We start from the raw sequence: 23,261 nt of genomic DNA, 5'->3' as shown, positions 1-23,261 counted from the left end.
GGATCGTGCACCGAACAACACGACCGGGCGCCGGGCGGGGCGGACGGGCGATGAATGCAACCGGATGCCCTCGTGACCATTCATCCGGACACCTCTGCGTGTGGCGGGGCCGCGCCGTAGACTCCGGCTCGTTTGGCCGCGTTGTGTCGCGCTTCCTCAACAGGTCGAACATCGCCAACAGGTCGAACATTGCTCTTCGTGGTGACTCACGGTCGACCGATGGGCCGCCTGGCGACTACGGGATGTGGTTATGAGCGAACCCTTACCCTTAACGCGACTCCGTATCCGATGGAAGGCACTGACAGTGACCGTCGTAGAGCCTCTCCGGAGAAGCCAGCGCGACCAGCGTCTACGTACCTGGCTGCTCCAGGGCCTGGCCGAGCGGTCGCGGCAGCACGCAGGACCGCACACCCAGCCATCGGTCGAGCATCGGCTGCACCCGTGGTGGCGTGTGATGTGTCTCACGGGAGTGGACTACTTCTCCACCCTTGGTTACCAGCCTGGCATCGCCGCTCTCGCCGCCGGCAGCCTCAGCCCGGTCGCGACCCTGATTCTCGTGCTGCTCACCCTCTTCGGGGCACTGCCCGTCTACCGCAAGGTGGCGTCGGCAAGCCCCCACGGTGAGGGCTCCATCGCGATGCTGGAACATCTGCTGCCGTGGTGGTCGGGGAAGCTGCTCGTCCTGGTCCTGCTGGGGTTCGCCGCCACCGACTTCCTCATCACGATCACCCTGTCGGCCGCCGACGCCACCGCACACCTCATTGAGAACCCGTACGCTCCGCACTTTCTGCACGGCCACAACCTGCTGGTCACGCTGGTGCTGCTCGCCCTGCTCGCCGCGGTGTTCCTCAAGGGCTTCACCGAGGCCCTCGGTATCGCGGTCGCCCTGGTCATGGTCTATCTGACGCTGAACCTCGTCGTCGTGCTGGCCGGCGTGGTCCAGGTGCTGCGCACCCCGCACGTCGTCGACGACTGGCGCGCCCTGATGGTGGCCGAGCACCCGAATCCCCTGCTGATCATCGGGGTGGCGCTCATAGTATTTCCCAAGCTCGCGTTGGGCCTTTCCGGTTTCGAGACCGGGGTGGCGGTGATGCCGCTCATCCGCGGGGACGCGTCCGACACCGAGGAGCGTCCCGCCGGGCGGATCCGGGGAACCCGGCACCTGCTCACCACGGCGGCGATAATCATGAGCGTTTTTCTGCTGGCCAGCAGCATGGTGACGACCCTGCTCATCCCGAAGGCGGAATTCGAGACGGGCGGTGCCGCCAACGGCCGCGCCCTGGCCTATCTCGCCCACGAACTGCTGGGCAACGTCTTCGGGACCTGTTACGACGTCAGCACCATCGCGATCCTGTGGTTCGCCGGGGCGTCCGCGATGGCGGGGCTGCTCAATCTGGTGCCCCGTTATCTGCCGCGTTACGGCATGGCCCCGCACTGGGCGCGTGCGGTCCGCCCGCTGGTCCTCGTGTTCACCGTGGTCGCGTTCGTCGTCACTGTGCTGTTCCGGGCCAGCGTCGACAAACAGGCCGGTGCCTACGCGACCGGCGTGCTCGTCCTCATCACGTCGGCGTCATTGGCAGTGACGCTGGCCTCGGCGAAACGGCATCGGCGCGCGTACACCGTCGGGTTCGCGACCATCTCGACGGTTTTCGTCTACACCACCATCGCGAACATCATCGAACGACCGGACGGTCTGATCATCGGATCGTTCTTCATTATGGCGATCATTGTCGTGTCGTTCGCGTCGCGTGGGATACGCGCGTTCGAGCTGCGCGTCACGGACGTCCGCCTGGACGACACCGCGACACGGTTCGTCACCGAAGCCGCCAACGCCGGTGAACTGCGGCTGATCGCCAATGAACCGGACCTGCGCGACGCCGCCGAGTACTCCGACAAGGAGCGACAGGAACGTCGCGACCTGCACATCCCCGTCGGGGATCCGCTGCTCTTCGTCGAGGTGACGGTGCCGGACGCGTCCGAGTTCGAAAGCGAGCTGGACGTCCGGGGTGAGGAACGTCACGGCTATCGGATCCTGAAGCTGACGAGTACCTCGGTGCCGAACGCGATCGCGGCGCTGCTGCTGTACCTGCGTGACCTCACCGGCGAGCGACCACACGTCTATTTCGAGTGGGGCGAGGGAAATCCGCTGCTCAACCTGTTGCGATTTCTCTTCGTCGGGGTCGGCGAGGTCGCACCCGTCACCCGCGAGGTGCTGCGCGAGGCCGAGCCCGAACCGGCCCGGCGGCCCTTCGTCCACGTCGGCTGACACCCGTGGCGGCCGGTCCGCGACTGGCTGGCCGGCTGGTCGCATGACCAGCCGGCCGATTACGGACAGTCGGTACGGCTGATCGTGATCACCGCGTCCGGCGCAGGAGGAAGCGGTCGCGCAGCCGCGGTGGCAGCCGGGCGACGGCGGCGGCGATGTGGGCGTCCCGGCCGACGAGATAGCGGGTACGGGGCCGCTGGGTGGTCAGAGCGTGCACGATCACCTTCGCGACCTCCGCCGGGGGGATCCCGGCGGCCTCGTTGCGCTTCGCGCCCGCGCGGGCGGCGGCGATCTGCTTGCCGTACAGCGTGTCGACCGCCGGGGGCAGCGTCGCGAACAGCCGTTCGGCGGATACCGCCGCCGACTGCCAGATCGGTGTGGTGACCGCGCCGGGCTCGATGAGAATGACGTCGATTCCCCAGGGCGCGAGCTCGATGCGCAGCGTGCCGGTGAGCGCGGCCAGCGCGAACTTCGACGCGGTGTAGGCACCGAGCAGCGGTGCGACGATCCGGTCGCCGACCGAGCCCACGTTGACGATCCGGCCGTGCCCGTCCCGCAGCAGCGGGAGTACCGCCTGGGTGACGGCCACCTGGCCGACGACGTTGACATCGAGCTGGCGGCGCAGCTCCGCCGGGGGGAGGAACTCCACCGGCGCGGCGACCGCGATACCCGCGTTGTTGACCAGGCCCGCGAGGCCTTCGGCCCCGACAGCGTCGCGGATGGTGACAGCCGCCGCTGCCACCGCCTCCGGATCGGTGACATCGAGTTGGACGGGCACGACCCGCTCGCCGAGTTCGCTCTTCAGCGCGGTCGCGTCCTCCTCCCGGCGTACGCCGGCGATCACCTGTCTGCCCTGGCCGGTCAGGTGGCGCACGGTCGCCGCGCCGATCCCCGTCGACGCTCCGGTGACCAGGACAGTCCCCGGGGAGGTGGTCATCTGCGGTCCCTTCTGGATGTTCCGTTGCGGGCCCGCGCTCGAACGAGCCCGCCTCGTGCGGACCCGCCGCGAGCGGGAGCAGGCTCTGGGTGGGTGGTGTGGTGCGCCCTGCGGGCAGGGTAGTCCCCTGACGACGCTTACGGAAGATTACTGCCAGACCGGTGGAAGCTTCATCGCTCTCTGTATCAAAAATGGTTACGAATAATCCGTCCCGGTATATCTGGGTCCCGCTGCCGGGGTCCGGTAGCGGGCGCCGGTACCTGGACGGAGCGGGTGCCGGGGAGCCCGCTGGTCAGTTCGAGGGAAGGTCGGGCGGGCCGTCGGGCTCGGTCTGCTCGGCGAGGAAACGCTCCAGCGCCGCGGCGAGCTCGTCCGCGGTGGGTAGCTCCTCGTCCTCGGCCGCCGGAAGATCACTTTCTGTCCGGCCCTGGATGAACGTGTCGTACTGTTCCTCAAGGGCAGTGACCAGCGCCGCGGCCTCACCGCCGTTCGCCAACTGCCGGTCGATGTTGCTGCGGACGGCCGCCGACGCGGAGCGCAGCCCGTCCAGCGGGAGCATCAGGCCGGTCGCCTTCGACAGCGAGGTGAGCAGGCTCTCGGTGGCCGCCGGATAGTCGGTCTGCGACAGGTAGTGCGGGACATGGGCGGCGAACCCCATCGCGTCGAGGCCGTCGCGCCCGCGCAGGTACTCGATGAGATGACCGGCGCTGCCAGGGGCCTGGACCCGCNCCCGCCGCACCCACGGCTCGTACCCGATGATGAGATCCCGGCGGGTGGCGTGCGCGGTGACGCCGCACGGGCGGGTGTGCGGAACGGCCATCGGGATCGCGTTGAGGCCCACGGTCAGCCGGACACCCAGGCGCTCGGCGAGGATGCCAACAGCGGCGATGAACCGCTTCCACTGCAGATCGGGCTCTGGGCCGGACAGCAGCAGGAAAGGCGTCCCGGCGCTGTCGTCGACGAGGTGCAGCCCGAGCAGTGGTTCGTCGTAGTGCTCCCAGTGATCCTCGGAGAAGATCATGAATGGACGGCGGGAACGGTAGTCGAGCAGCTGGTCGACGTCGAAGGTCGCGACGAGGCGGTTGTCCAGCGTCGTCAGCAGATGGTCGCGGGCCAGCCGGATCGCGCCACCCGCGTCGACAACACCGGTGAGGGCCTCCACCAGCACCGGTCTGCCGATTTCCGGCAGATCGTCGGCGACCTCATACAGCTCACGAGGGTCGAGCACTGGTCGGAGCCTCCTCACGGAAGTCTGTTGGCCGCTTCACCAAGGATGAAGCGACGACGGTGCCGATCTGTTCCTGCCGTGTGACGTCTCCTGAAAACCTGGCGGAGCGCTCGCGGTAAGTATCGCAGCCGGGCCCGTCCGGGCGGGCGGGGCCGTGGCGGGAGATCGTGACCTCACTCCGCGTGAGCTCCGGCTCTGCGCGCTGCCGCGTCCGCGCTCTGTGTGCTCCCGCGTCCCATGTGTTGCGGTGGGCAGGGTGGCCCACCGCCGCCGCCGGGCACGGCGGGGAAGGCAAGGCACTGCAGAGAAGGCATGGCACGGCAGGCACGGCAGGCACGGCAGGCAGGCAGGCACGGTAAGGCAAGGAAGGCACGGTAAGGGAGGCCCCATGCGTGACGCGCTGCCGGAGCTGGCTCACTGGTGGGCGGCGGGGACGCCGTTCGCGCTCGCCACCGTGGTCGGGACCAGCTCGTCCGCGCCGCGTCCGCCCGGCGCGGTGCTGGCCGTCGGCACCGGCGGGGATGCGGTCGGCAGCGTCTCCGGCGGCTGCGTCGAGGGCGCGGTGTACGAGCTGGCCTGCCAGGTGCTCGCCACGGGTGAGCCGGCGCTGGCCACGTACGGCCCGGACAGTGGCGATGACCTGGGCGGTGACAGCGGGCCGGGCGGTGGCGGTGAGCTGAATGGAGGCGGAAGGCCGGGCGGTGACGACGTGCTGGCGACCGGGCTGACCTGCGGTGGGACCATCAGCGTCTTCGTGCAGCGCATCGACCGTCGCGGCGCGCCGGAGTTCGGCGACGTGGCGGCAGCGGTGGCCGCGGCCGAACCGGTGGCGGTGGGTACCGTCGTCGACTCGGCCACCGCGCCGGTGCGGCCGGGAGCCCGGCTGGCGGTCTGGCCGGACCGCGTGGCCGGCACCCTCGGCACCGACGGGCTCGACGCGGCCGTCGCCGACGACGCCCGGGGAATGCTCGCGCGGGGGCACGGCGGACGGCGTGACTACGGGCCGCGCGGCCAGCGGGGCCGCACCGAGATCGGCGTGTTCGTGCAGGCGTTCGCGCCGCCCGCCCGCATGCTCGTGTTCGGCGCGGTCGACTTCGCGGCCGCGCTCACCCGCGTCGGGACGTTTCTGGGGTTTCGCGTCACCGTGTGTGACGCCCGGCCGGTATTCGCCACCCGTGAGCGTTTCCCGGCGGCCCACGAGGTGGTGGTCGAATGGCCGCATCGCTATCTCGGGCGGATCACCGTCGACCCGTCCACGGCGATCTGCGTGCTCACCCACGACCCGAAGTTCGACGTGCCGCTGCTGATGGCGGCGCTGCGCACCCCGGCGGGCTACATCGGCGCGATGGGCAGCCGGCGCACCCATGCCGACCGGCTCGCCCGCCTNNNCCGGCTCGCCCGCCTGCGGGCCGCCGGGCTGACCGAGGCGCAGCTGGCCCGGATCCGGGCGCCGATCGGTCTCGATCTCGGTGGCAGCACGCCCGAGGAGACCGCGGTGTCGATCGCGGCCGAAATCGTCCAGACGCGCTGGGGCGGAAGCGGCCGGCCGTTGTCGACGACATCCGGCCGTATCCACCCCATACCGTGACGCGCCGGTTGCTCGACGTGGATCGGTGGCGGGACCGGATCGACGGTGGACTGTCGACAGTGAACATGGACGAGTAAACATGGATAACGGTGGATATAGACAGTGGGCGAGGCGTCGGGCAGTGACTGGTCAGTACCAGATCAGCGCGTTCGCGTTCGACATCGTCAGGCCAACGATCCACAGTGCGACGTCGATGACGCCCAGGACGAGCCCGGCCGTTGCCAGGCGCCCGCCGCCACGTCGCCCACGCACCCCGAAGGCGATCGCGGCGATCCCGAAGATGATCCCGAGGAAGAACAGGCCGATGATCCCGCAGACCAGGCTGATGATCGAGTCCCGCCGAGCAGTCGGGGTCCTGGTTGATCCCGGTGTCTTTGTTTGTCCGTAGCGCACCCCTGTTCCGTTCCCACCGAACGCCGCGGAACACACCACGCATGCCGTCCTGCCCGGACCGGGCACGGTCCGGGACCCCTCGTCCGGGTCCGTGGCCAGCCCGGGGGCCTGGTCACCATCCGGACGCCGGTGCGTGATCCCGCTGTCGTGCCGGTGTTCGGCAACTGGGGAGCCAGGCTGCCAGCTGGCCTCGGGGCAGCTCTGGATCAGCGGCTACCCGGGCCCGCCGTCGACGGCCGGCCGCCGCTCGGTGGCCAGTCGGCTCAGGATCGCCGGCAGCGGGCCCGAGTGGACGACGGTCAGCGTCCGGGTGGCCCTGGTCAGTGCCACATACAGGTCGGCGAGACCGCGCCGTGAACCATCAATGATCATTTGAGGCTCCGCCACGACGACCGCGTCGAACTCCAGGCCCTTGGACTCCGCGACGGTGAGCACCGCGATCGGGGCGGCCAGCACGTCCGCCGCGCCGATGGGGACGGCCGGGGCGACCGCCGCGCCGACGGAGGCGGCCGCTGGCGCGGCCGCGAGCGCCGCGCGGACCCGCTCGGGCAGACCAACCGGGCAGATCACCGCCACTCGGCCCTCGCCCACTGCCTCGGCGGCGCGCAGCGCCCACGCGGCTGCCGCGGCGACCAGCGCACCGCCGCCGGGCTGGTCGGCATCGACAGCCACCGCCGTCGGCGGCGCTCCGATGGCTCGTATGGAACGCGGCGGCCTGGCAGAGGGATCCTGCGCGACGAGGACGTCAGCCGCCACGTCCATGATCTCCATGGGTGTGCGGTAGCTGACGCTGAGCCGTTCCAGCCGCCAGCGATCGCCGATGTGCGGGGCCAGCGCCTCGGCCCAGCAGCCCGCCGCGGCCGGGCCCGAAGCCTGGGCGAGATCACCGACCAGGGTGGCCGAGCGCATCGGGCAGCGCCGCCACAGCAGCCGCCACAGCATCGGCGATACTTCCTGCGCCTCGTCGACGATGAGATGGCCGAAGGTCCACGACCGGTCGCCGCTGGCATGCTCCACGGCGCTGCGCCGTCGGTGAGGGCCGTACCAGCGTTCGGTCATGCCCGCGGTCATCGTCTCCACGTCGACCGCCCCGGTCAGGCCGAGCCCGTCAAGGACCTCACGGGCGTACTCCCGCTCGGCCTGCCGCTCCTGTGTGGCTGCCCGCTCGGCCGACTGCGCGGTGTCGACGTCCGGATCCCCCAGCAGTTCGGCGGCCTCGTCCAGCAGCGGCACGTCCGCCGGCGTCCACGGGGCGTCGGCCGGACGGCGCAGCAGGTGACGCTCGTGAGCGGTCAGTTTTGCCGCGCGCGCCGCCGGGGCGAGCCGGGCCGGCTCGGCGAACAGGTCGGCGAGCAGACGCCGCGGGGTCAGCCGTGGCCACAGCGCGTCGAAGACCGCCCGCACGGCCGGGTCGGCGCGCACGTACCCGGCGATCTCCTCGCGTTCGTCGTCGTCGAGCAGGCCACCGGGAAGATTCGCGATCACCTGGTCGGTGAGCACGGCCGTCAGTTCACGGACGAAGATCCTCCGGGCTGGATTGTGCGGGCGGCGGCTGCGCCGGGCCCGGGTACGGGCGTTCTCCACGGTCCGCCGGGGCAGGTGGAGCACGGCGCCGTCGTAGCGGACGTCCACCCCCTCCGCGGGCACGTGCTGACGGTTCTTCACCGCCTCGGCCACCAGCGTCGCCATCCGCAGGTCACCCTTGAGCGCGCTGACGCGGGCGTCCTCGTCACCGGTGGCGTCGACGCCGGGGAACAGCCGCCCCGGGGTGGCGAAGACCACACCCGTCTCGCCGAGTGAGGGCAGCACCTGCTCGATGTAGCGCAGGAACACCGGGCTCGGGCCGACCACCAGTACACCGGAGCGGACGAGCCGTTCCCGCTCGGTGTACAGCAGGTAGGCGGCCCGGTGCAGGGCCACCGCGGTCTTGCCCGTACCCGGCCCGCCGTCGACGACCAGGACGGATCCGGCGTCGGCGCGGATCACCCTGTCCTGTTCGGCCTGCAGCGTCGCGACGATGTCGTGCATGTGGCCCGAGCGGGGCGCGGACAGCGCCTCCAGCAGCGGGGTGTCACCGCTCGCCCCGGCCACCTGGGCGGCGTCGGCGGCGGTGGGGTCGAGCACGTCGTCGGTGAAGCCGCATAGTTCGCGCCCTTTGGCCCGCAGGTGGCGACGCTGCAGCAGTCCGTGCGGGTCGGCGAGGGTCGCCCGGTAGAAGGCGGTGGCCACCGGGGCCCGCCAGTCGATCAGGATCGGTTCGTGTTCGGTGTCCGACAGGCCGATCCGGCCGATGTAGACGCGCTGATGGTCGGTGCGGTCCATGGCGCCGAAGCACAGCCGTTCCTCGGCGGCGTCGAGCCGGTCGATCCGGTCGGAGTACGCGTCGGCGAAGGCCTCCCGCTCCACCCGGGACTGCGGCGTGCCGGTGCCCGCCGTCACCAGCACCGCGCGCAACTGCTCACGGGCCTGGTCGCGCAGGTCGTCCAACCGGTTGTACAGGACGTCGACATACGCCTGTTCGCGCGCGAGTTCGTGCTCGTACGTCGTCGGCACCTGTGATCCTTCCGGTTTGTGGGCGGTGAGCACACCCGGCCGCGCAGCCGGGCCTCTGACCGGCAGCCGCTGGCGGGCATCCGCTGACCGGCATCCACCGGCCGGCATCCACGAGTGGAACGCGAGCGGAACGGAACATGGATCCTACGACCGGCTGCCTCACCAGCGCCCGGCGGGCCGAAAAAATCTCCCTGCCGCTGCGGCCGGTGCGCCGATGTCCGGCCGCACCATGCGTGCCCGAAGCATGCGTGCCCGAACTATGCGCACCCGACTATGTGCACCTGCTCGGACGGCACACCGCTGAGCAGCGCCGCGTCCCGGACGGCCTGCGTCCACGCGTGCGGACCACAGACGAACACGTCGTGGTCAACGATACCGGGGACGATCTGGCGCAGCGCGACGTCGTCGAGCAGGGCGGAGAAGCGTTCCGGCAGCCACGACGAGCGGTCCGGGCAGCGGTGCCCGGGCAGGTAGATCACCCGGATCCCGCGCAGCACAGCCAGCATGTCCAGTTCGTAGCGAAAGGCTGGGCTCTCTTCGGTCACGGCCCGGTAGATCAGCACGGCCTCGGTGGGGGAGCGGTCCTCCTCGTCAAGAAGCGCTCTGATCGGGCCGATGTCGACGCCGCAGGCCATCACGGTCAGCGGTCGTGGGCGGCGGCCGGCGGGCGGCACGGCCGGGTCGACGCCCGTGCCCGGGGCCAGCGTCGCCACGGCCAGGTCCAGCGTTGTCGTGGTCATGGTGTTCGTCCTCCATCGGCTCAGGAAGTCCAGGGCCTGTCCGGGTGTCTGCCGGAGCAGGGTGCGGTACGAGCACGCGGAGAAGAAGCAGAAGAGCATGGTCACGGCTTTCGGCTCCGCGTGATCCTTTAATGATCCTTTGGTGATTCCGCTGGTCCGCTGGGTCGCGCCGGCCCTGCCCTGCCCGGCGGGGTCCCTGCGGCGCGCCACCATCCACGGTGGGCCGGCGGACTTCACCGTTGCTGAATCCAACCTGTGAGGTTGCTGGGAGTTCACGTCGCCGTCAGGGGAGGTGGATGTGCTCAGATAGAACAACATCGGACGATCAACACGGAGCGGACGTATGAGCGGTGAGACGATTGTCGATCAGTTGGTGAACCTGCGTGACCTGGGTGGGCTGCCCACCAGCGACGGCAGACTGACCCGGGCCGGTGTGCTCTACCGCAGCGAGGCACCCCTGCACGGTGACCGGCCACCGTCGAACGGTCTGGCCTGGCCGCCTCGCACGGTCGTCGACCTGCGCTCGCCGGTAGAGCAGGACGGTCCGCACCCGCTGACCTCGGAGGCGACCGACATCCACCTGGTTCCGCTGCTGGGCGACGTCGATCCCCACGATCCGACATCCCAGACCACTACGGCGCTCGCCGGCGGTCTGCGCACGCTCTACCAGTCGATCATCGTTTCCGCTGGCTCACTGGTGGTCAACATCCTTCATCTCGCGGCCCGGACACCCGCTCCGCTGCTCGTCCACTGCGCGGCCGGGAAGGACCGGACCGGTCTTGTCGTGGCGGTGCTGCTGCGTGCCGCGGGCGTCAGGGCGGACGCGGTGCTCGCGGACTATGCGATCACAGCCACGAACATGCCCGCGGTGCTGCGACGGATGGGTGACAGCCCGCTGCTGCCGGGCGGGGGCAGGAACGCGCGCGATCTTGCCAGGACGTCGTCTTCGGCCGTCGAACAGGTGCTGGGTGTCATCGACGGCCACGGCGGTGGCGTGGCGGGCTGGCTGGCCGACAACGGCGCGGATCCGGACGCGGTATCCGCCTGGAAGTCCCGTCTGCTGTCCTGACCGTCCCTGTCCCTGTCCTCCGGCCGACCCGGCTTCGGTCCCGTCCAAACCCGGCGTTGCCGGTCTCGCAAAAATTCGCTGGGTATTCTCCGATGCCCTTTTTCTCGTCCTTACCGTTTTTCTTGCCGGTCATCGCCGAACGGTCGCGGGCCCACGTGGTGGACCGTCTGCCCGGGGACGGGAGCATGGATCTCGATTGTGAAGGACGCGGTCGGACGGGCGCCGTGCGGCCAACTGGCCTCGATGGCCGCACGGACCTCCGGCGCCCGCCGGTGGTGGGCGGTGGGCCCCATCATCACCAGATTCAACAGGTCGTCCGGTGACAGGGACAGCTCGAGGTCGAAGGTCAGCTTGTCCTGTCGGACGAAGAATCCGGCCAGTTTCGCGCGCAGCCGCTCGGATTTTCTTTCGTCCACGGTGACCAGGCCGAGCGGGCCCACGATTTCGGCAAGATGGCGGGCGGTGGGTGTCACGATGGCCAGCCGTCCGTCCGGGCGCAGGACGCGGTGCATCTCCGCGACATTTCGTGGCGCGAAGACGTCGAGAACAAGTGTCGCCGTCGCGGTCCGGATGGGTAGTGGGTCGCGTACGTCCGCGCCGATGGCGCCGATGCGCGGATGAGCCCGGGCCGCCCGTCGCAGTGCGTAGCGTGACGTGTCTACCGCGATACCGACCGCGTCCGGAGCGGATCGGAGCAGATGCGCCAGGTAGTAGCCGGTACCGGCGCCGACATCGACGACGACCGGTGCGCGGCCGGACGTACCGTTGTCCTTGTCCTTGTCCTTGTCCTTGGCCACGGCCACGCCGCTGTCCTGGGGCGCGCCGCTGGCCGCCTGACGACCGTGGCTGGCAGCGGGTGCGCCCACGAGTCTGCTCGCGGGCTGGCCGGTGAGCCCGTCGGTGATCTTGTCAGTGAGCCTGTCGGCGAGCCGATCAGCAAGCGCGGTGTAGTGGCCGGCGCCGAGGAAGGCATCCCGCGCCTGCACCATGTCCGCGCTGTCGCCGTGGAGCGCCTTCGCCCGCCCGGCAGTGAGCGTCAGGTAGCCCGCCCGGGCGAGGTCGTAGCCGTGACCCGCCGGACAGCGCACCTGCCCTGGCCCCGCGGTCAGCCCCTGGTGACACATCGGGCATGTGAGATGGGCAAGAACGGTATGAATCATGCCGGGCCCGCCGTCATCATCGGCCGCATGGTAACGACAGTACGTGCCTGGTGAGCCGGAACGATCGACCGTCGACCCGGCGGTGCCAAGGACGGTGGGCGTCCGAACGGTAAGGGCGCCAGAGCAGCGGAGCTACCAGATCAGTAAGGGCACAGCAGCGAGGGTGGTGAGGTGGCGTGATCAACCGTTCTGGCGGTCGTTCCTCCGGCTCGGTGACCGTCCCGGCGGCCAGCGCTGTCATCGGATCCCGGTACCGCGCGCCCGAGCGGGTGGGCATCGTGGGTGCCGGCATGGTCGGCCTGTCCACCGCGTGGTTCCTTCAGGAGCACGGGGTCCAGGTCACGGTACTCGAACGTGATCATGTTGCGGCCGGCTCGTCCTGGGGCAACGCGGGGTGGGTCACGCCGAGCCTGGCCACACCCCTGCCGGAACCCGCGGTGCTGCGTTACGGCGTCCGCGCCGTGATGAGCCCGGCATCTCCGGTGTACGTGCCGCCACGCGCGGATCCGCGCCTGCTCCGCTTCCTCGCCGGGTTCACGCGCAACAGCACGGCGCGGCGGTGGCGGGCGGCGATGGAGCACCTCGTGCCGGTCAACCGCAGGGCTTTCGAGGCCTTCGACCAGCTGGCCGCCGGGGGAGTGCGGGTGCCGACGTCCTCGGCCGAGCCGTTCCTGGCCTGTTACCGCAGCGCACGTGAGCGGGAGACGTTGGTCACCGAGCTCGCTGAGATCCGCGCGGCGGGCCAGAAGGTCGACTTCGAGCTGCTCGGCGGTGCGCAGGTGCGCGCCCTGCAACCGGTGTTGACCGACGAGATCAATGCCGCGGTCCGCATCGACGGCCAGCGTTTCTGCGACCCTGGGCGTTTCGTGGCGGCGCTCGCCGACAGCGTCCGGGTACGCGGAGGTGAGCTGCGGGAGGGCGTCGATGTCCGCGGGATCCGTGACCGTGGTGCTGACATAGCCGTGGAACTCGCGACGGGGGAGAGCGCCTTGTTCGACGCGGTCGTCGTCGCCAGTGGCGCGTGGCTGAGCGAACTCGCCCACCCGTTCGGAGTTCGCCTCCCGGTGCAGGCGGGGCGGGGGTACAGCTTCAGCGTGGCAGCCCATGCCGTGCCCGCGGGCCCGCTGTACTTTCCGGCCCAACGGGTGGCCTGCACACCGTTGGGCGACCGATTGCGCATCGCCGGGATGATGGAGTTCCGAGAGCCTCGGGCGCCGCTGGACCAGCGTCGGATCACCGCGATCGTCGACGCGGTCCGCCCCCTGCTGGCCGGTGTTGAGCTGGCCTCCCGGAGGCAGGAATGGGTCGGCTCGCGTCCCTGCACGCCTGACGGTCTTCCGGTGATCGGCCGGACGACGTCCCCACGGCTGTTCGTGGCCGGCGGGCACGGTATGTGGGGTATCACGTTGGGGCCGGTCAGCGGACAACTGGTGGCGCAGGCACTTGCCACCGGCCGTCTGCCGGCGGAACTCGAGCCTTTCGACCCGCTACGCTGATCCGCGCCCGCGCCCGCGCCCGCGCCCGCGCGGCCGATGGTGGCGGTCTTGAAAACCGCCACAGCCTCGCGCCCGCGCCCGCGGTCCGCCGCTGCCTGGCCTCTGATCCGCGCCCGCACCCGGCTGGCTGATGGCCGTCAGGAGCAGTTCGCTGGAGCAGATGGCCGATCACGGAATGTTTACTTTCTGTGATCAGTTCATCTCAGCCTGCCCCCTTGGGCAGGCTGGTCAACTGGCTTCGCTCCTGTTGGAGGTCCGCCTTTATGTACCAGCTGGTTTCTCGGGATGGACGATCGGGTTTGCTCCTGCTCGGGTTCCGTCATCGCGCGCCAGCCTGCTCCTCGGGTCGGTCGATCATCTGGGCGGCCGATTCTCGCGGCTTTCGCGACGCGGGAATGTCGTTCCCGGCCGATCTACCGACTGTAGCGTGTCCAATTCGCTTTGTGTCCATATGAATACCACCGGCAATGTGCGTCAGGCCGAAGTCGTCGGTGTCATACCGTGGATACGGTACGTGTTTTGACAACACCGGTGATGGATGCAACTCTGCCTGAGTGGTGTGGCGTGGGGCCGCACCGTCGGTGGATGGTCGAATGACCGGGCACCGCGCACCGAGGAGTGGACGGACCATTGACGGCGCTGCACTATTCATCTTTCAGGCATCGGAGCGCTACCGGTCGTCGGCGTGTCCAGGCTGATCCGATCCGTTGTTCCGGTAATGCCGCCCAGGTCGTCTGTGATGAGGGGCACCGCTGGTGGGCCGTCCGCTGGTCGCTTGTCGGCCTGCTCGCCGATGGCCCCTTCGAGACGCGGGCAGCCGCACTGGAACGGGCGAACAGCTCACCTCAACTGTGACGACATGCGACAGCCGTCCTGTCCGGGGCGGCTTCCGTCGACCTGTCGGTAACCGATTCTCCAAAAATAACTAAATGATATGCCGTATTTGACTACCGGCCGGAAACGACACGATCATTTTTTCTCGCGTTCGAGATCCGTATCTCGTGGCAGGCTGGCTGGGCCGCGGCATGCCCGGTTGCCCGGGCCACGGACGGGCCAGCGGTCGTGGTGTGCCGACAACCTCGCCGGTCAGCCGAGCAGATCGAGCACGGTTGTGGCGACCGGGCCGTTGGTCAGGTCCTGGCTCGTCTCCAGCAGGTGCGTACGCCACAGCTCTTCCGCGGCCCTGGCATCACGCGCCTCGATGAAGTCCACGACCCGCTCGTGCTCGAGGAGGCGCCGACGGCTGGCGAGCCGCTGTTCGGCGCTGCGTTCCGGGTTCGGGTGGGACAGCGTCGCGAGATCGAGAATGTGACGCAGCATCCCTGACAGCACCGACAGCGTCGTGTTCCCGGCAAGCTCGACCAGCAGGACATGGAAGGCGAGATCGGCCTGCAGGTACTGGCCGGGGTCGTCGCTGCTGACGGCGGCCGCTGTCTCGCTCACCGCCAGCCGGAGCTTGTCGAGGTCTTCCTGGGTACGGTTTGCCGCCAGCAGCGCCACGCACGGTGGTTCGATCACCGCGCGAGCCTGGTGGATGTCGGCAAGGGTCGTCCCGCGGTATTCCAGGACCAACGCGGCGTAGCGAGCCGCGATGTCTCCGTTCGGGGTGTGTACGCGCGCGCCACCATGCGCGCCGCGCCTGACCGTGATCAGGGCTTCGGATTCCAGGACCCGGAAGGCCTCGCGTAGCGTCGGCCGGGAGACACCGAACTGCTCCATGAGGGTGGCCTCGGGCGGGAGGGCGTCGCCCTCGACGAGCTCTCCTCGCACGATGCGGCGGCGAAGGTGTGCAGCGACGAGCTCGGCGGTCTTCGGGACCCGGACCTGCTGCCCGATCGCGACCACCGTGCCGGCCCTGCTAGTAGCAGGCATCGCCAGCTCTTGTACAGCCATCGTGGGCGCCTCCGTCGACGACGAACAGGTAGGTCTGTGTAAACGTGGAACTGGTGAACCAGGTGGGGTAGGTACAAATGTTGTTGGTGCTTGAGGTTACCAATGGGTCGTCCGGTTTCCCTAGAGAGCCTTGACACATTTGGGGTCTGGATGTTGTCCGCTAGTAGCCTTTGCCTTGTCCTGGTGCGGCCTCGGGCCGCGGGTGTGGGCTGGACGGTCGCGGTGCCGAAATGTCTGAGTACCCTTCTTCCAACTACTTTTGGCCCCGTGCTATAAGCCGGTCGGGACGTAGGCGTCTGCCGCTGGGCCAGCCGCCACCTGCGACCGCCGCTCGCCGCCGGTTGTCGTCATTGCGACATATCACCGTTGTTGACACATGGGACGTGGTTGACCGGGTGAAGCGCACGGCGCTGCCTGTCGCCTCCCGGACAGTTCCTCCCACGGGCGCTGGTCGATAGTTACCAGTTGATCCAGTGGGCTTCAGTGGCCGCTGTGGTCAATCGATGGCCATGGGTTGCTCAACCCATGGTTGTTGCTTGGTTGATTCGTGGCAGGAGATCGTTCGGCTCACGGCTGGGCTGCCGGCTTGTCGGGCCGGCGGATCCCCGGCGTTACCGGGTGAAATTGTTCGTGCTGCTTCGGATGTGCTGGCGGTGCGACGTTTCCGACAGGGAAACGGATGCGTTTTCGGGCTGCTCCGAGAAGATCCGGCTCTCTTCGCATCCCCGCGGGTGCCGTATGCGGGACGTTACTTCTTGTCGCGTGACTCGGCCTGCTCCCGGGCGGCCGTCTCGGATGCGGGCGCGCTGCCACCGAGATGAGCCGGCAACCACCATGGCGATTCACCCGGGGGCGGCGGTGGATAGTCACGCTGGGCATCGGTCAGCAGCTTCAACACGGCATCCGAGAGCAGTTGGGTGCCAGTCGCCGCGGGTGTGAGCTCGGTGGGCGGAATCGGTTCGCCGACGATGATCGAGACCGGGGTGCCGCGGGCGGCACGGAAGTTGCGTGGCCGCCCCTTGGCCAGAATGCGCTGGCTGCCCCAGATGGCTACCGGCAGCACCGGGACGTTGGCTTCGACGGCCATCCGCGCTGCCCCGGTCTTGAAGGGCTGGAGGCAGAAGCTGCGGCTGAGCGTCGACTCGGGGAAGACTCCCACGAACTCGCCGGCCCGCAGCGCCGCTACCGCGTGGTGGTAGGAGCCCGAGCCCGATGACCGGTCCACAGGGATATGACGCATCCCACGCATGAGGGGTCCGGCGATCGGGTGGGAGAAGACGTCGTGCTTGGCCATGAAGCGGACCAGGCGGCGGTGGGAGCGCCAGAACGGGATGCCAACGAGGGCGAAGTCCAGGTAGGAGACGTGGTTGATGATGACAACGCATCCGCCCGTAGCCGGTACGTGTTCCTGGCCCCGGACGTCGATCTTGAGATCGAGAGCCTTGAAGAACCCGAGCGCGAAGCGGATCACTGGCTTGTAGACGAGTTCCGCCACCCGCTCCTGCCCTCCGACCTATCTGTGTTGTCCCAACTGTGCCATGTTGGGATGATCGATTTCGACCGGCCACGGAAAGTGGCTGGCTGATCGTACCGTGAGTCGTCGTGGGCCGTTGGAACGCCATGCCGCTGGAAGGGCGGGCAGGTCGTGCCGGACAGGCACCCGACGATCGTTTTCCGCAGCATTGCATACTCAGGTCCACCTGAGCCACATCGGCATCCCAGAGGCCGTCAGCGGCACCAGTTGGACACGATCGGATGGGAGACGTACGACGCCTGACGAGTGGACGCATCTGCTCAGTTCGGGGGATCCGCCGCGTTGGACGGCGCTGGTAGGTGCTGTGATCGCCTTTGTTGTGGTGTTCGACAGCCGGTTGTGGCCGCTGGCCCGGCATGTGATCACCATTGCCCATGAGGGAGGACATGCGCTGGCCGCGGTCGGCAGTGGCCGGCGGCTCGGTGGTATCCGGCTGCATTCCGACACGTCCGGTGTGACCGTGTCGGCTGGGCGGCCGACCGGGCCGGGTGTCGTCGTCACGGTCGCGGCCGGCTATATCACGCCTTCGTTGCTCGGCCTCGGCGCCGCCGCCCTGCTTGCGGCCAATCAGGTGAGTCTGATGCTGCGGCTGAGTGTCATCCTGCTCCTGGGGGTGCTCGTCGCCATCCGCAACGCCTTCGGTGTGTTGTCCATCGTGCTCAGCATCGGGACTGTCGTGGCGGTGTCGGTCCTGGCGTCGGACCGTCCCCAGCAGCTGTTCGCCATGTCCATCACCTGGTTTCTCCTCTTCGGAGGACTGCGGCCGATCATCGAGGTGCAGCGGACCCGCAGCCGGGGCCGTGCGCCGACGTCGGATCCGGATCAGCTGGCCCGGCTGACCGGTATGCCCGCGGGACTGTGGGTGGTCTTCTTCGCCTCGGTCTCCCTGTTCTGCCTTGTCATGTCGGCCGAATGGCTCGTGTGGTAGCAGCCCGTATGACGGCAGCCCGTATGGTGACTGTGCGGCGCAGGAATACCGCGCTCCGCGCCCGGCCAGCCATGCTTCCGACGGACGTGGCCCTGGTGAGCATGGCTTCGGCGGATACGGCTGTGCCGGGTACAGCCTCGGTGGGTACAGCCTCGGTGAGCGGTTACCGCCGGCGGCCGTCCGATATTGGGCGGTCGCGGATGGGCACCATGCGGTACGGACGGTTGTCTGGCACACTGCGAACACATGTGCGGTCGCTACGCCAACGCCCTGGGTGGGCAGCAGCTCGCAGAGTCGTTCTCCGCATGTGACGAAACAGGCGGCGTACAGCCGAACTTCAACGTCGCGCCGACCGCTTCGGCCCCGGTGGTCGTCATCCCGCCGGGCCAGCAGCCGACACCGACCTCCCGGCTGCGGCTGGCGCGCTGGGGCCTGGTGCCCTCGTGGGCCAAGGATGCCGCCATCGGCAACAAAATGATTAACGCCAGGGCAGAGACGGTGGCGACCAGACCCGCGTTCCGCGCCGCGCTGCGGGCCCGCCGCTGTCTCGTCCCGATCACGGGTTACTACGAATGGCAGCGGACCGAAGGGGCCCGGCGCGCGCAGCCGTACCTGGTACGCCCAGTCGACAACGAACCTGCCGCGCTCGCGGGGCTGTACGAGCTGTGGCGCCCGCCCACGGGCGGTACGCTCGCGACCTTCACCATCATCACCACTACGGCGCCGGCCGGTCTGGAGTCCCTGCATCCGCGGTCGCCGGTCGTCCTTCCCCCGGTGGCCTGGTCGCACTGGCTTGATCCTGTCCTGGCCGATCCTGCGGTGCTGACCAGCATGCTCGGGCCCGCGCCAGCCGGGGTGCTGCGTGCCTACCCGGTCGACACCCAGGTCGGCAACGTGCGTAACAACGGTCCGCATCTGCTGGAGCCGGTCACCCTGGCCGACGACGTGGACGGAGCGGGTTCGCGGGCCGTCCACCCCGGTGCGGTCCCGATCGACCATGATTGACTTCCGTCCGCGGGCCACCAGCCGGATGACGCGCTCCAGGTGCGTCCGTGAGAGCGTCCTGAAGCTGCCGAAGAGGCTCCTCACGCGGCCCACCGCCAGGACGCGCTGATCCGCGGGCCGCAGGAAGCGACTTTCGGGACCGCATGCTCCCAGTCGGCCTGGCAGCGGCCACCCATCACCAGAAGATCTCCGGACGCGGGGAGCAGCGTCCGACCGGCACCGCCACCGCGCGGACGGAGCCGGAAGGGGCGCCGCGCCCCCAGCGTCACGATCGCGATCAGGGTGTTACCGAGCCTGCGCAGTTCACGGTCGCGATGGAACGCGACGCTGTCGTCGCCGTCGCGGTAGAAGTTGAGCCCGACCGAGCCGAACGGCACCTGATAATGCGCGCACAAAGAGCTACATATCGTGGCCAGGATGGGGTGGGGGAGAGGCTCGGTCGCCTTGTACCACCGTGACAGTCGTGGATCGTCCACCATGCGCTCGTACATCCACCGTCGACCCTGCCGCCAGGGGACCTCGCTGGCGAGGGTCCCGTAAAGGTCGTCAGCGCCGCGCAGCCACCCCGGCGCCACGTCGACCCATGACGTCCCGTCGAGGCGGATGCGGCTGAACGTGGGGTTGATGGAGACCGCGGGGTCGCCGCTGGTCAACAGGCTGCACTGGAGGGGCATAGAGATACAATACCCGAACATACGTTCGATATCGAGCGTGTCGGGCAGGCCAGCCGTCGTGCGCCGCGCTCTGCTTGCCGCGCTCTGGTTGCCGAGCGTCTGGCAACGCGGATGACCGGAGCGGCCCCGTGGTGCCCGATGCTCGGCGGGGCCGCTCCCGGGGTGTCAGGCCCGTGACTCCCGGCGGGCCGCGAGAGCGAGCGCGATCTGGCCGATGCCATGCACGATCAGCTCGATCCCAAATAGCACCGCCAGGATGAAGACGGTGGCCGCTGGCCACGCCAGGGCGAGAATGCCGATGCCCATCGCCAGGAGGCCGATGAACACACCCCACCCCCATGAGCGTCCGTGCCCGCGCGCGTAGCCGGCCATGGCGATACGCGCGACGCCAGCCACCAGCAGGCAGATTCCGACGATGAGGGCCACCGCCCGCAAGGTGACACCCGGCCAGGCGAGCACGACGATCCCGCCGATCACGAGCAGGACGCCGAAGAAGCTGGCAGTCTCCTCGCCCGCACGGGCTGTCGCGACCATATCCATGATCCCGGCCAGCACCAGCCCAGCGCCGATCAGGATCGCCAGTGTGCGCGCGGCGGCGAAGGGGTGGGCGACCAGGAGCACGCCGAGAACCGTCACCGCGATCCCCAGGAAGAGTCCTGCCATCCAGACCGCGCTCGAAGCTCCGCCGTGGTGGCGGTGCGTCTCTGCCGTCGTCATCATGATCGCCATCTCCAGGGCCGCTCATACCTTCCGACCTGGACAAGGGGTTCCCCGCCCTGGACAAGGGGGTTCCCCGCGTCGGGTGCCGCCAGTCCTCGATACCGGCCCTGGCCGGCGCCCGCTCCTTACCGCTACGGTCCTTCTCCGATACTCAGCGGCGTCCCGGCCGTTCGTGTCGCGCCCGCCCGCCGCCCGCCGGCCCGGTGACGGGCGGCTCCGGCCGGGTGCACCGGATATACCGGGATGCCCTGGCCGGAGCGGTGCTGCCGGCCCGTCGGCGGCCTCGCGCGGTCCTGGATTCTGGATCGAGGCAGTTCCTGACCACCACGCGGCCACCGGTCATTGGCCCTGCGCAGTTCTGATCAGGACGTCCTGATGGCCGAGATGTCAACGTCGATCTTGACTGTGTCGCTGATGAGGACACCCTCGCCTCCAGCGGCGCGTTCCAGGTGAGGCCGAAGTCCTTCCGACTGAGGGAGGACGTGGCGGCGAACCCCACCCGGCTGTTGCCGAACGAGTCCACCGCGCTGCCCTGGAACTCGACCGCCACCTCGACCACATGCGTGGTGCCGTGAATGGTCAGGTCGCCGGTGACCACATAGCTGTCCGGATCGTCCCCTGGTTTGATGCCCGTGCCGGTGAAGGTGATCGTCGGATACGTGTCAGCGTCGAGAAAGTCGGGGGAGCGCAGGTGGGTGTCGCGGTCGGAGTTCCCGGTGTCGATACTGTCGGTGTTGATGCTGATCGTGGCATGCGAGGCCGTGGGCCTGGAGCCGTCGAGGTGCAGGGTGCCCTCGAAGGACCTGAAGCTGCCCCGGACGGTCGCCACCATCGCGTGTCGGACGGCGAAGCCGAACCGACTGTGAGCGGGGTCGATCGTCCAGGTGCCGGTGAGGTTCTCGATGGCGGTGCCCGGTACGGTCATGATGATCTCCTCTTCAGGCCTTCTCCTACGAGTCGTGTTCCCGCGAGCGGGTTCTTCCCAGGACTTCGCAGACTCTGCTCACATGATCATTTTCATGCGGCCCCGAAGTCAGTTGTGCGGGCAACAATCTATTCCCTGGAGGCGCTGGCCGTCGATCGCTTCGCTCCCGGCCCGGAGCCATGGCTGCTGTCGGTGAGGTCGGCTCCCACCGTGTCGTCCGATGCGTCGGTCCGGGAGATGGCGGTCGATCCGCGCAGTTCGGCCTCCCGGAGGAACAGACTGATCGCGAATGCTGCGATCCCGATCGGAACGGCCACCAGAAAGACCCGGCCGAGTGAGTCGGCATAGGCGGTTCGTACCGCTTCACGTATCGGTGCGGCCAGCCCCGCGACATCGCGCGGAGTTGAGACAAAACGGTTGGCGGCGGCATTTCCGGGCTGCGCGCCGGGTATTCGCAGGGCGATGTTCGTGGCCAGTTGGGTGGTGAGCACCGCCCCCAGGGCGGACGCGCCGATGGCGCCTCCCATGGTGCGCAGGAATGTCACGCTGGAGGTCGCGGCGCCCATGTCCCGCGGATCGACAGAATTCTGTACGGCCAGCAGGACGTTCTGCAGGAGGAAGCCGAGGCCGAGCCCCGTGACAAACATCCACAGGCCGAGCTCCAGCGCGCCCGTGTCGGCGCTGACACGACTGAGCAGAAAGAACCCGATGGTGACCCCGACCGTGCCCGCGACGACAAACCGCTTGTAATGCCCGGTAGCGCTGATCAGCCGGCCGGACCCGATGGACGTCAGCAGAATACCGGCGAGCAGCGGGAGCATTCGCAGCCCGCTGACGGTGGCACTCGCGCCATGGACGATCTGTAGATACTGCGGGAGAAAAATAATCGCCCCGAACATGAAGGTACCGGTGACAAGGCTCAGCAGAGCGCACACCGTGTAGATGCTGTTGCTGAACAGCCGTGGTGGGAGAATGGCTTCCGGCGCCACTCGTTCACGCAGCGCGAAAGAAACGATCAGTACGACTCCCGCGGCGATCAGCGCGGCGATCTGCCAGGAGAGCCAGGCGAAGCCCTTGCCTCCACTCTGAGTAGCGAGCAGGATGGCGCTCAGACCCGTGACCAGCAGGATGGCGCCGGCCCAGTCGATGGCCGCCCGGCGTCGCCGGAACGGTAGTCGCAACGTCCGGTTGATGACGACGAGCGCGGCGAGCCCGACCGGAAGGTTGACGAAGAACACCCAGCGCCATGACCCATGATCGACCAGGAAACCGCCGACGAGCGGGCCGAGAATGCTCGACGCGCCGAAGACCCCGCTGAAGTATCCCTGGTAGCGCCCCCGTTCCCGGGGTGCGACGATGTCGCCGATGACGGCGAAGGCCAGGGAGATGAGGCCGCCGGCACCAAGGCCCTGTAGAGCGCGAAATCCGACGAGCTGGTACATCGACTGGGCAAGCCCGCACAGTGTGCTGCCGATCAGAAAGATCGTGATGGACAGCTGTAGGACGGTTTTGCGCCCGTAGAGGTCGCTGGCTTTCCCGTACAGCGGGGCGGAGATCGTGGAAGTCAACAGGTAGGCTGTGACCAGCCAGGAAAGCATGTCACTGCGATGGAACTCACCGACGATGGTCGGCAGTGCGGTCGCGACGATGGTCTGGTCCAGCGCTGCGAGCAGCATACCCGTCATCAGCCCGATGATGATGGCGACGATCTGCCGGTGGCTCAGGTCCGTACCGGTGTCGTCTGGTGGATTCCGGTTGCGGCTGACATTGTTCCCGGTAGTCGTCATTCATCCTCCGTCAGGCGGACCGCTCAGGTGATGCCGGCACAGTGAGAACGCAGGGCGGCCACGGGCATTCGAGGCAGGTCGCAACGGGATGTATCCCACGGCTCGACATTTCGCTACTTGATTGTGCGATACAACTATACGTGATCATTTCAGTTGGGCATCGGGTGTGTTGCTGCGTGTCGACCGTGGTACCGAACATAGCCGGTTTTGTCCGTCACTTGCCGTGTCCTGTGGACAGAGCATGGTTGTCCACAGATGCGGGATACACGATGTACCGCCACGACACGGGGTCCTACCGTCACGGGCATGGCTGATCTTTCTTTTGTCCCCGACATCCGCGCCGCCACCCGCTCGGGTGTGGCTGC

18 protein-coding genes are annotated in these 23,261 nt (G+C 68.6%); 6 read left to right on the top strand and 12 right to left on the bottom strand.

Features of this window, described 5'->3' with window-relative positions; translation table 11 throughout:
* Positions 1–304 precede the first annotated feature (304 nt).
* Positions 305–2,266, top strand: a complete 1,962-nt coding sequence (locus FrCorBMG51_RS08205) for a hypothetical protein (RefSeq protein ID WP_047222461.1) — start codon at positions 305–307, stop codon at positions 2,264–2,266.
* 88 nt (positions 2,267–2,354) lie between these two features.
* Here FrCorBMG51_RS08205 and FrCorBMG51_RS08200 read toward each other — a convergent pair whose 3' ends face one another.
* Together FrCorBMG51_RS08200 and FrCorBMG51_RS08195 are read right to left on the bottom strand one after the other, a co-directional pair.
* On the bottom strand, positions 2,355–3,203 hold the full coding sequence (locus FrCorBMG51_RS08200; RefSeq protein WP_047222460.1) for an SDR family oxidoreductase: 849 nt from the start codon (positions 3,201–3,203) through the stop codon (positions 2,355–2,357).
* Between the two features lie 292 nt (positions 3,204–3,495).
* Positions 3,496–4,431: a PAC2 family protein gene (locus FrCorBMG51_RS08195; RefSeq protein WP_047222459.1), complete on the bottom strand. Its 936-nt coding sequence runs from the start codon at positions 4,429–4,431 to the stop codon at positions 3,496–3,498.
* Positions 4,432–4,819: 388 nt separating this feature from the next.
* Here FrCorBMG51_RS08195 and FrCorBMG51_RS08190 point away from each other — a divergent pair, with 388 nt between their 5' ends.
* Positions 4,820–6,019, top strand: coding sequence for an XdhC family protein (locus FrCorBMG51_RS08190; RefSeq protein ID WP_047222458.1), 1,200 nt, complete (start codon positions 4,820–4,822; stop codon positions 6,017–6,019).
* A gap of 129 nt (positions 6,020–6,148) precedes the next feature.
* Here FrCorBMG51_RS08190 and FrCorBMG51_RS08185 read toward each other — a convergent pair whose 3' ends face one another.
* From FrCorBMG51_RS08185 to FrCorBMG51_RS08175, 3 genes are all read right to left on the bottom strand, one after another.
* Positions 6,149–6,451, bottom strand: a complete 303-nt coding sequence (locus FrCorBMG51_RS08185; protein WP_200902374.1) for a hypothetical protein — start codon at positions 6,449–6,451, stop codon at positions 6,149–6,151.
* Between the two features lie 174 nt (positions 6,452–6,625).
* On the bottom strand, positions 6,626–8,965 hold the full coding sequence (locus tag FrCorBMG51_RS08180; RefSeq protein WP_047222516.1) for a HelD family protein: 2,340 nt from the start codon (positions 8,963–8,965) through the stop codon (positions 6,626–6,628).
* 257 nt (positions 8,966–9,222) lie between these two features.
* The gene (locus FrCorBMG51_RS08175; protein WP_047222457.1) at positions 9,223–9,810 is read right to left on the bottom strand and encodes a ferric reductase-like transmembrane domain-containing protein; all 588 of its coding nucleotides are present in this window, start codon (positions 9,808–9,810) and stop codon (positions 9,223–9,225) included.
* A gap of 238 nt (positions 9,811–10,048) precedes the next feature.
* On the opposite strand from FrCorBMG51_RS08175, the gene FrCorBMG51_RS08170 reads away from it, so the two are divergent.
* Positions 10,049–10,774 carry a tyrosine-protein phosphatase gene (locus tag FrCorBMG51_RS08170; protein ID WP_047222456.1) on the top strand — a complete coding sequence of 242 codons (726 nt, stop codon included), beginning with the start codon at positions 10,049–10,051 and terminating at the stop codon, positions 10,772–10,774.
* 110 nt (positions 10,775–10,884) lie between these two features.
* Here FrCorBMG51_RS08170 and FrCorBMG51_RS08165 read toward each other — a convergent pair whose 3' ends face one another.
* Positions 10,885–11,898, bottom strand: a complete 1,014-nt coding sequence (locus tag FrCorBMG51_RS08165) for a methyltransferase domain-containing protein (RefSeq protein ID WP_052914470.1) — start codon at positions 11,896–11,898, stop codon at positions 10,885–10,887.
* Between the two features lie 212 nt (positions 11,899–12,110).
* On the opposite strand from FrCorBMG51_RS08165, the gene FrCorBMG51_RS08160 reads away from it, so the two are divergent.
* The gene (locus tag FrCorBMG51_RS08160) at positions 12,111–13,430 is read left to right on the top strand and encodes an NAD(P)/FAD-dependent oxidoreductase (RefSeq protein WP_175648304.1); all 1,320 of its coding nucleotides are present in this window, start codon (positions 12,111–12,113) and stop codon (positions 13,428–13,430) included.
* A 1,086-nt stretch (positions 13,431–14,516) separates the two neighbouring features.
* On the opposite strand, the gene FrCorBMG51_RS08155 is transcribed toward FrCorBMG51_RS08160, so the two are convergent.
* Entirely contained in the window at positions 14,517–15,323 is an 807-nt protein-coding gene (locus tag FrCorBMG51_RS08155) for a FadR/GntR family transcriptional regulator (protein ID WP_047222455.1), read from the bottom strand.
* 748 nt (positions 15,324–16,071) lie between these two features.
* A complete protein-coding gene (locus tag FrCorBMG51_RS08150; RefSeq protein ID WP_047222454.1) occupies positions 16,072–16,818 on the bottom strand; it encodes a lysophospholipid acyltransferase family protein in 747 nt (248 codons plus the stop codon).
* A 343-nt stretch (positions 16,819–17,161) separates the two neighbouring features.
* Between FrCorBMG51_RS08150 and FrCorBMG51_RS08145 the strand changes: the two genes are divergently transcribed.
* Positions 17,162–17,785 (top strand): M50 family metallopeptidase, encoded by a 624-nt coding sequence (locus tag FrCorBMG51_RS08145; protein ID WP_086055320.1) that lies wholly within the window; start codon positions 17,162–17,164, stop codon positions 17,783–17,785.
* A gap of 246 nt (positions 17,786–18,031) precedes the next feature.
* On the top strand, positions 18,032–18,790 hold the full coding sequence (locus FrCorBMG51_RS08140) for an SOS response-associated peptidase (RefSeq protein ID WP_047222453.1): 759 nt from the start codon (positions 18,032–18,034) through the stop codon (positions 18,788–18,790).
* An 80-nt stretch (positions 18,791–18,870) separates the two neighbouring features.
* Here the strand turns inward: FrCorBMG51_RS08140 and FrCorBMG51_RS08135 are convergent, their stop codons facing one another.
* The 4 genes from FrCorBMG51_RS08135 to FrCorBMG51_RS08120 form a co-directional block, all read right to left on the bottom strand.
* Positions 18,871–19,443 (bottom strand): alpha-ketoglutarate-dependent dioxygenase AlkB, encoded by a 573-nt coding sequence (locus FrCorBMG51_RS08135; protein WP_235433422.1) that lies wholly within the window; start codon positions 19,441–19,443, stop codon positions 18,871–18,873.
* Positions 19,444–19,629: 186 nt separating this feature from the next.
* Positions 19,630–20,127, bottom strand: a complete 498-nt coding sequence (locus FrCorBMG51_RS08130) for an HdeD family acid-resistance protein (RefSeq protein ID WP_235433421.1) — start codon at positions 20,125–20,127, stop codon at positions 19,630–19,632.
* 208 nt (positions 20,128–20,335) lie between these two features.
* Positions 20,336–21,109: a YceI family protein gene (locus FrCorBMG51_RS08125; RefSeq protein ID WP_338052709.1), complete on the bottom strand. Its 774-nt coding sequence runs from the start codon at positions 21,107–21,109 to the stop codon at positions 20,336–20,338.
* Positions 21,110–21,237: 128 nt separating this feature from the next.
* A complete protein-coding gene (locus tag FrCorBMG51_RS08120) occupies positions 21,238–22,896 on the bottom strand; it encodes an MDR family MFS transporter (RefSeq protein ID WP_047222451.1) in 1,659 nt (552 codons plus the stop codon).
* Between the last annotated feature and the right edge of the window lie 365 nt (positions 22,897–23,261).

The organism is Protofrankia coriariae (genome assembly GCF_001017755.1).
Lineage (GTDB): Bacteria > Actinomycetota > Actinomycetes > Frankiales > Frankiaceae > Protofrankia > Protofrankia coriariae.
The sequence above is the reverse complement of the archived record's forward strand: the minus strand, read 5'-3'. Positions and strand labels throughout refer to the sequence as shown.

Coding starts and splice junctions, on each gene's coding strand:
- FrCorBMG51_RS08200 (WP_047222460.1), bottom strand. CDS start 3,203: ATGACCACCTCCCCGGGGACTGTCCTGGTCACCGGAGCGTCGACGGGG.
- FrCorBMG51_RS08170 (WP_047222456.1), top strand. CDS start 10,049: ATGAGCGGTGAGACGATTGTCGATCAGTTGGTGAACCTGCGTGACCTG.
- FrCorBMG51_RS08165 (WP_052914470.1), bottom strand. CDS start 11,898: ATGTGTCACCAGGGGCTGACCGCGGGGCCAGGGCAGGTGCGCTGTCCG.
- FrCorBMG51_RS08155 (WP_047222455.1), bottom strand. CDS start 15,323: ATGGCTGTACAAGAGCTGGCGATGCCTGCTACTAGCAGGGCCGGCACG.
- FrCorBMG51_RS08140 (WP_047222453.1), top strand. CDS start 18,032: ATGTGCGGTCGCTACGCCAACGCCCTGGGTGGGCAGCAGCTCGCAGAG.
- FrCorBMG51_RS08130 (WP_235433421.1), bottom strand. CDS start 20,127: ATGGCAGGACTCTTCCTGGGGATCGCGGTGACGGTTCTCGGCGTGCTC.
- FrCorBMG51_RS08125 (WP_338052709.1), bottom strand. CDS start 21,109: ATGACCGTACCGGGCACCGCCATCGAGAACCTCACCGGCACCTGGACG.
- FrCorBMG51_RS08120 (WP_047222451.1), bottom strand. CDS start 22,896: ATGACGACTACCGGGAACAATGTCAGCCGCAACCGGAATCCACCAGAC.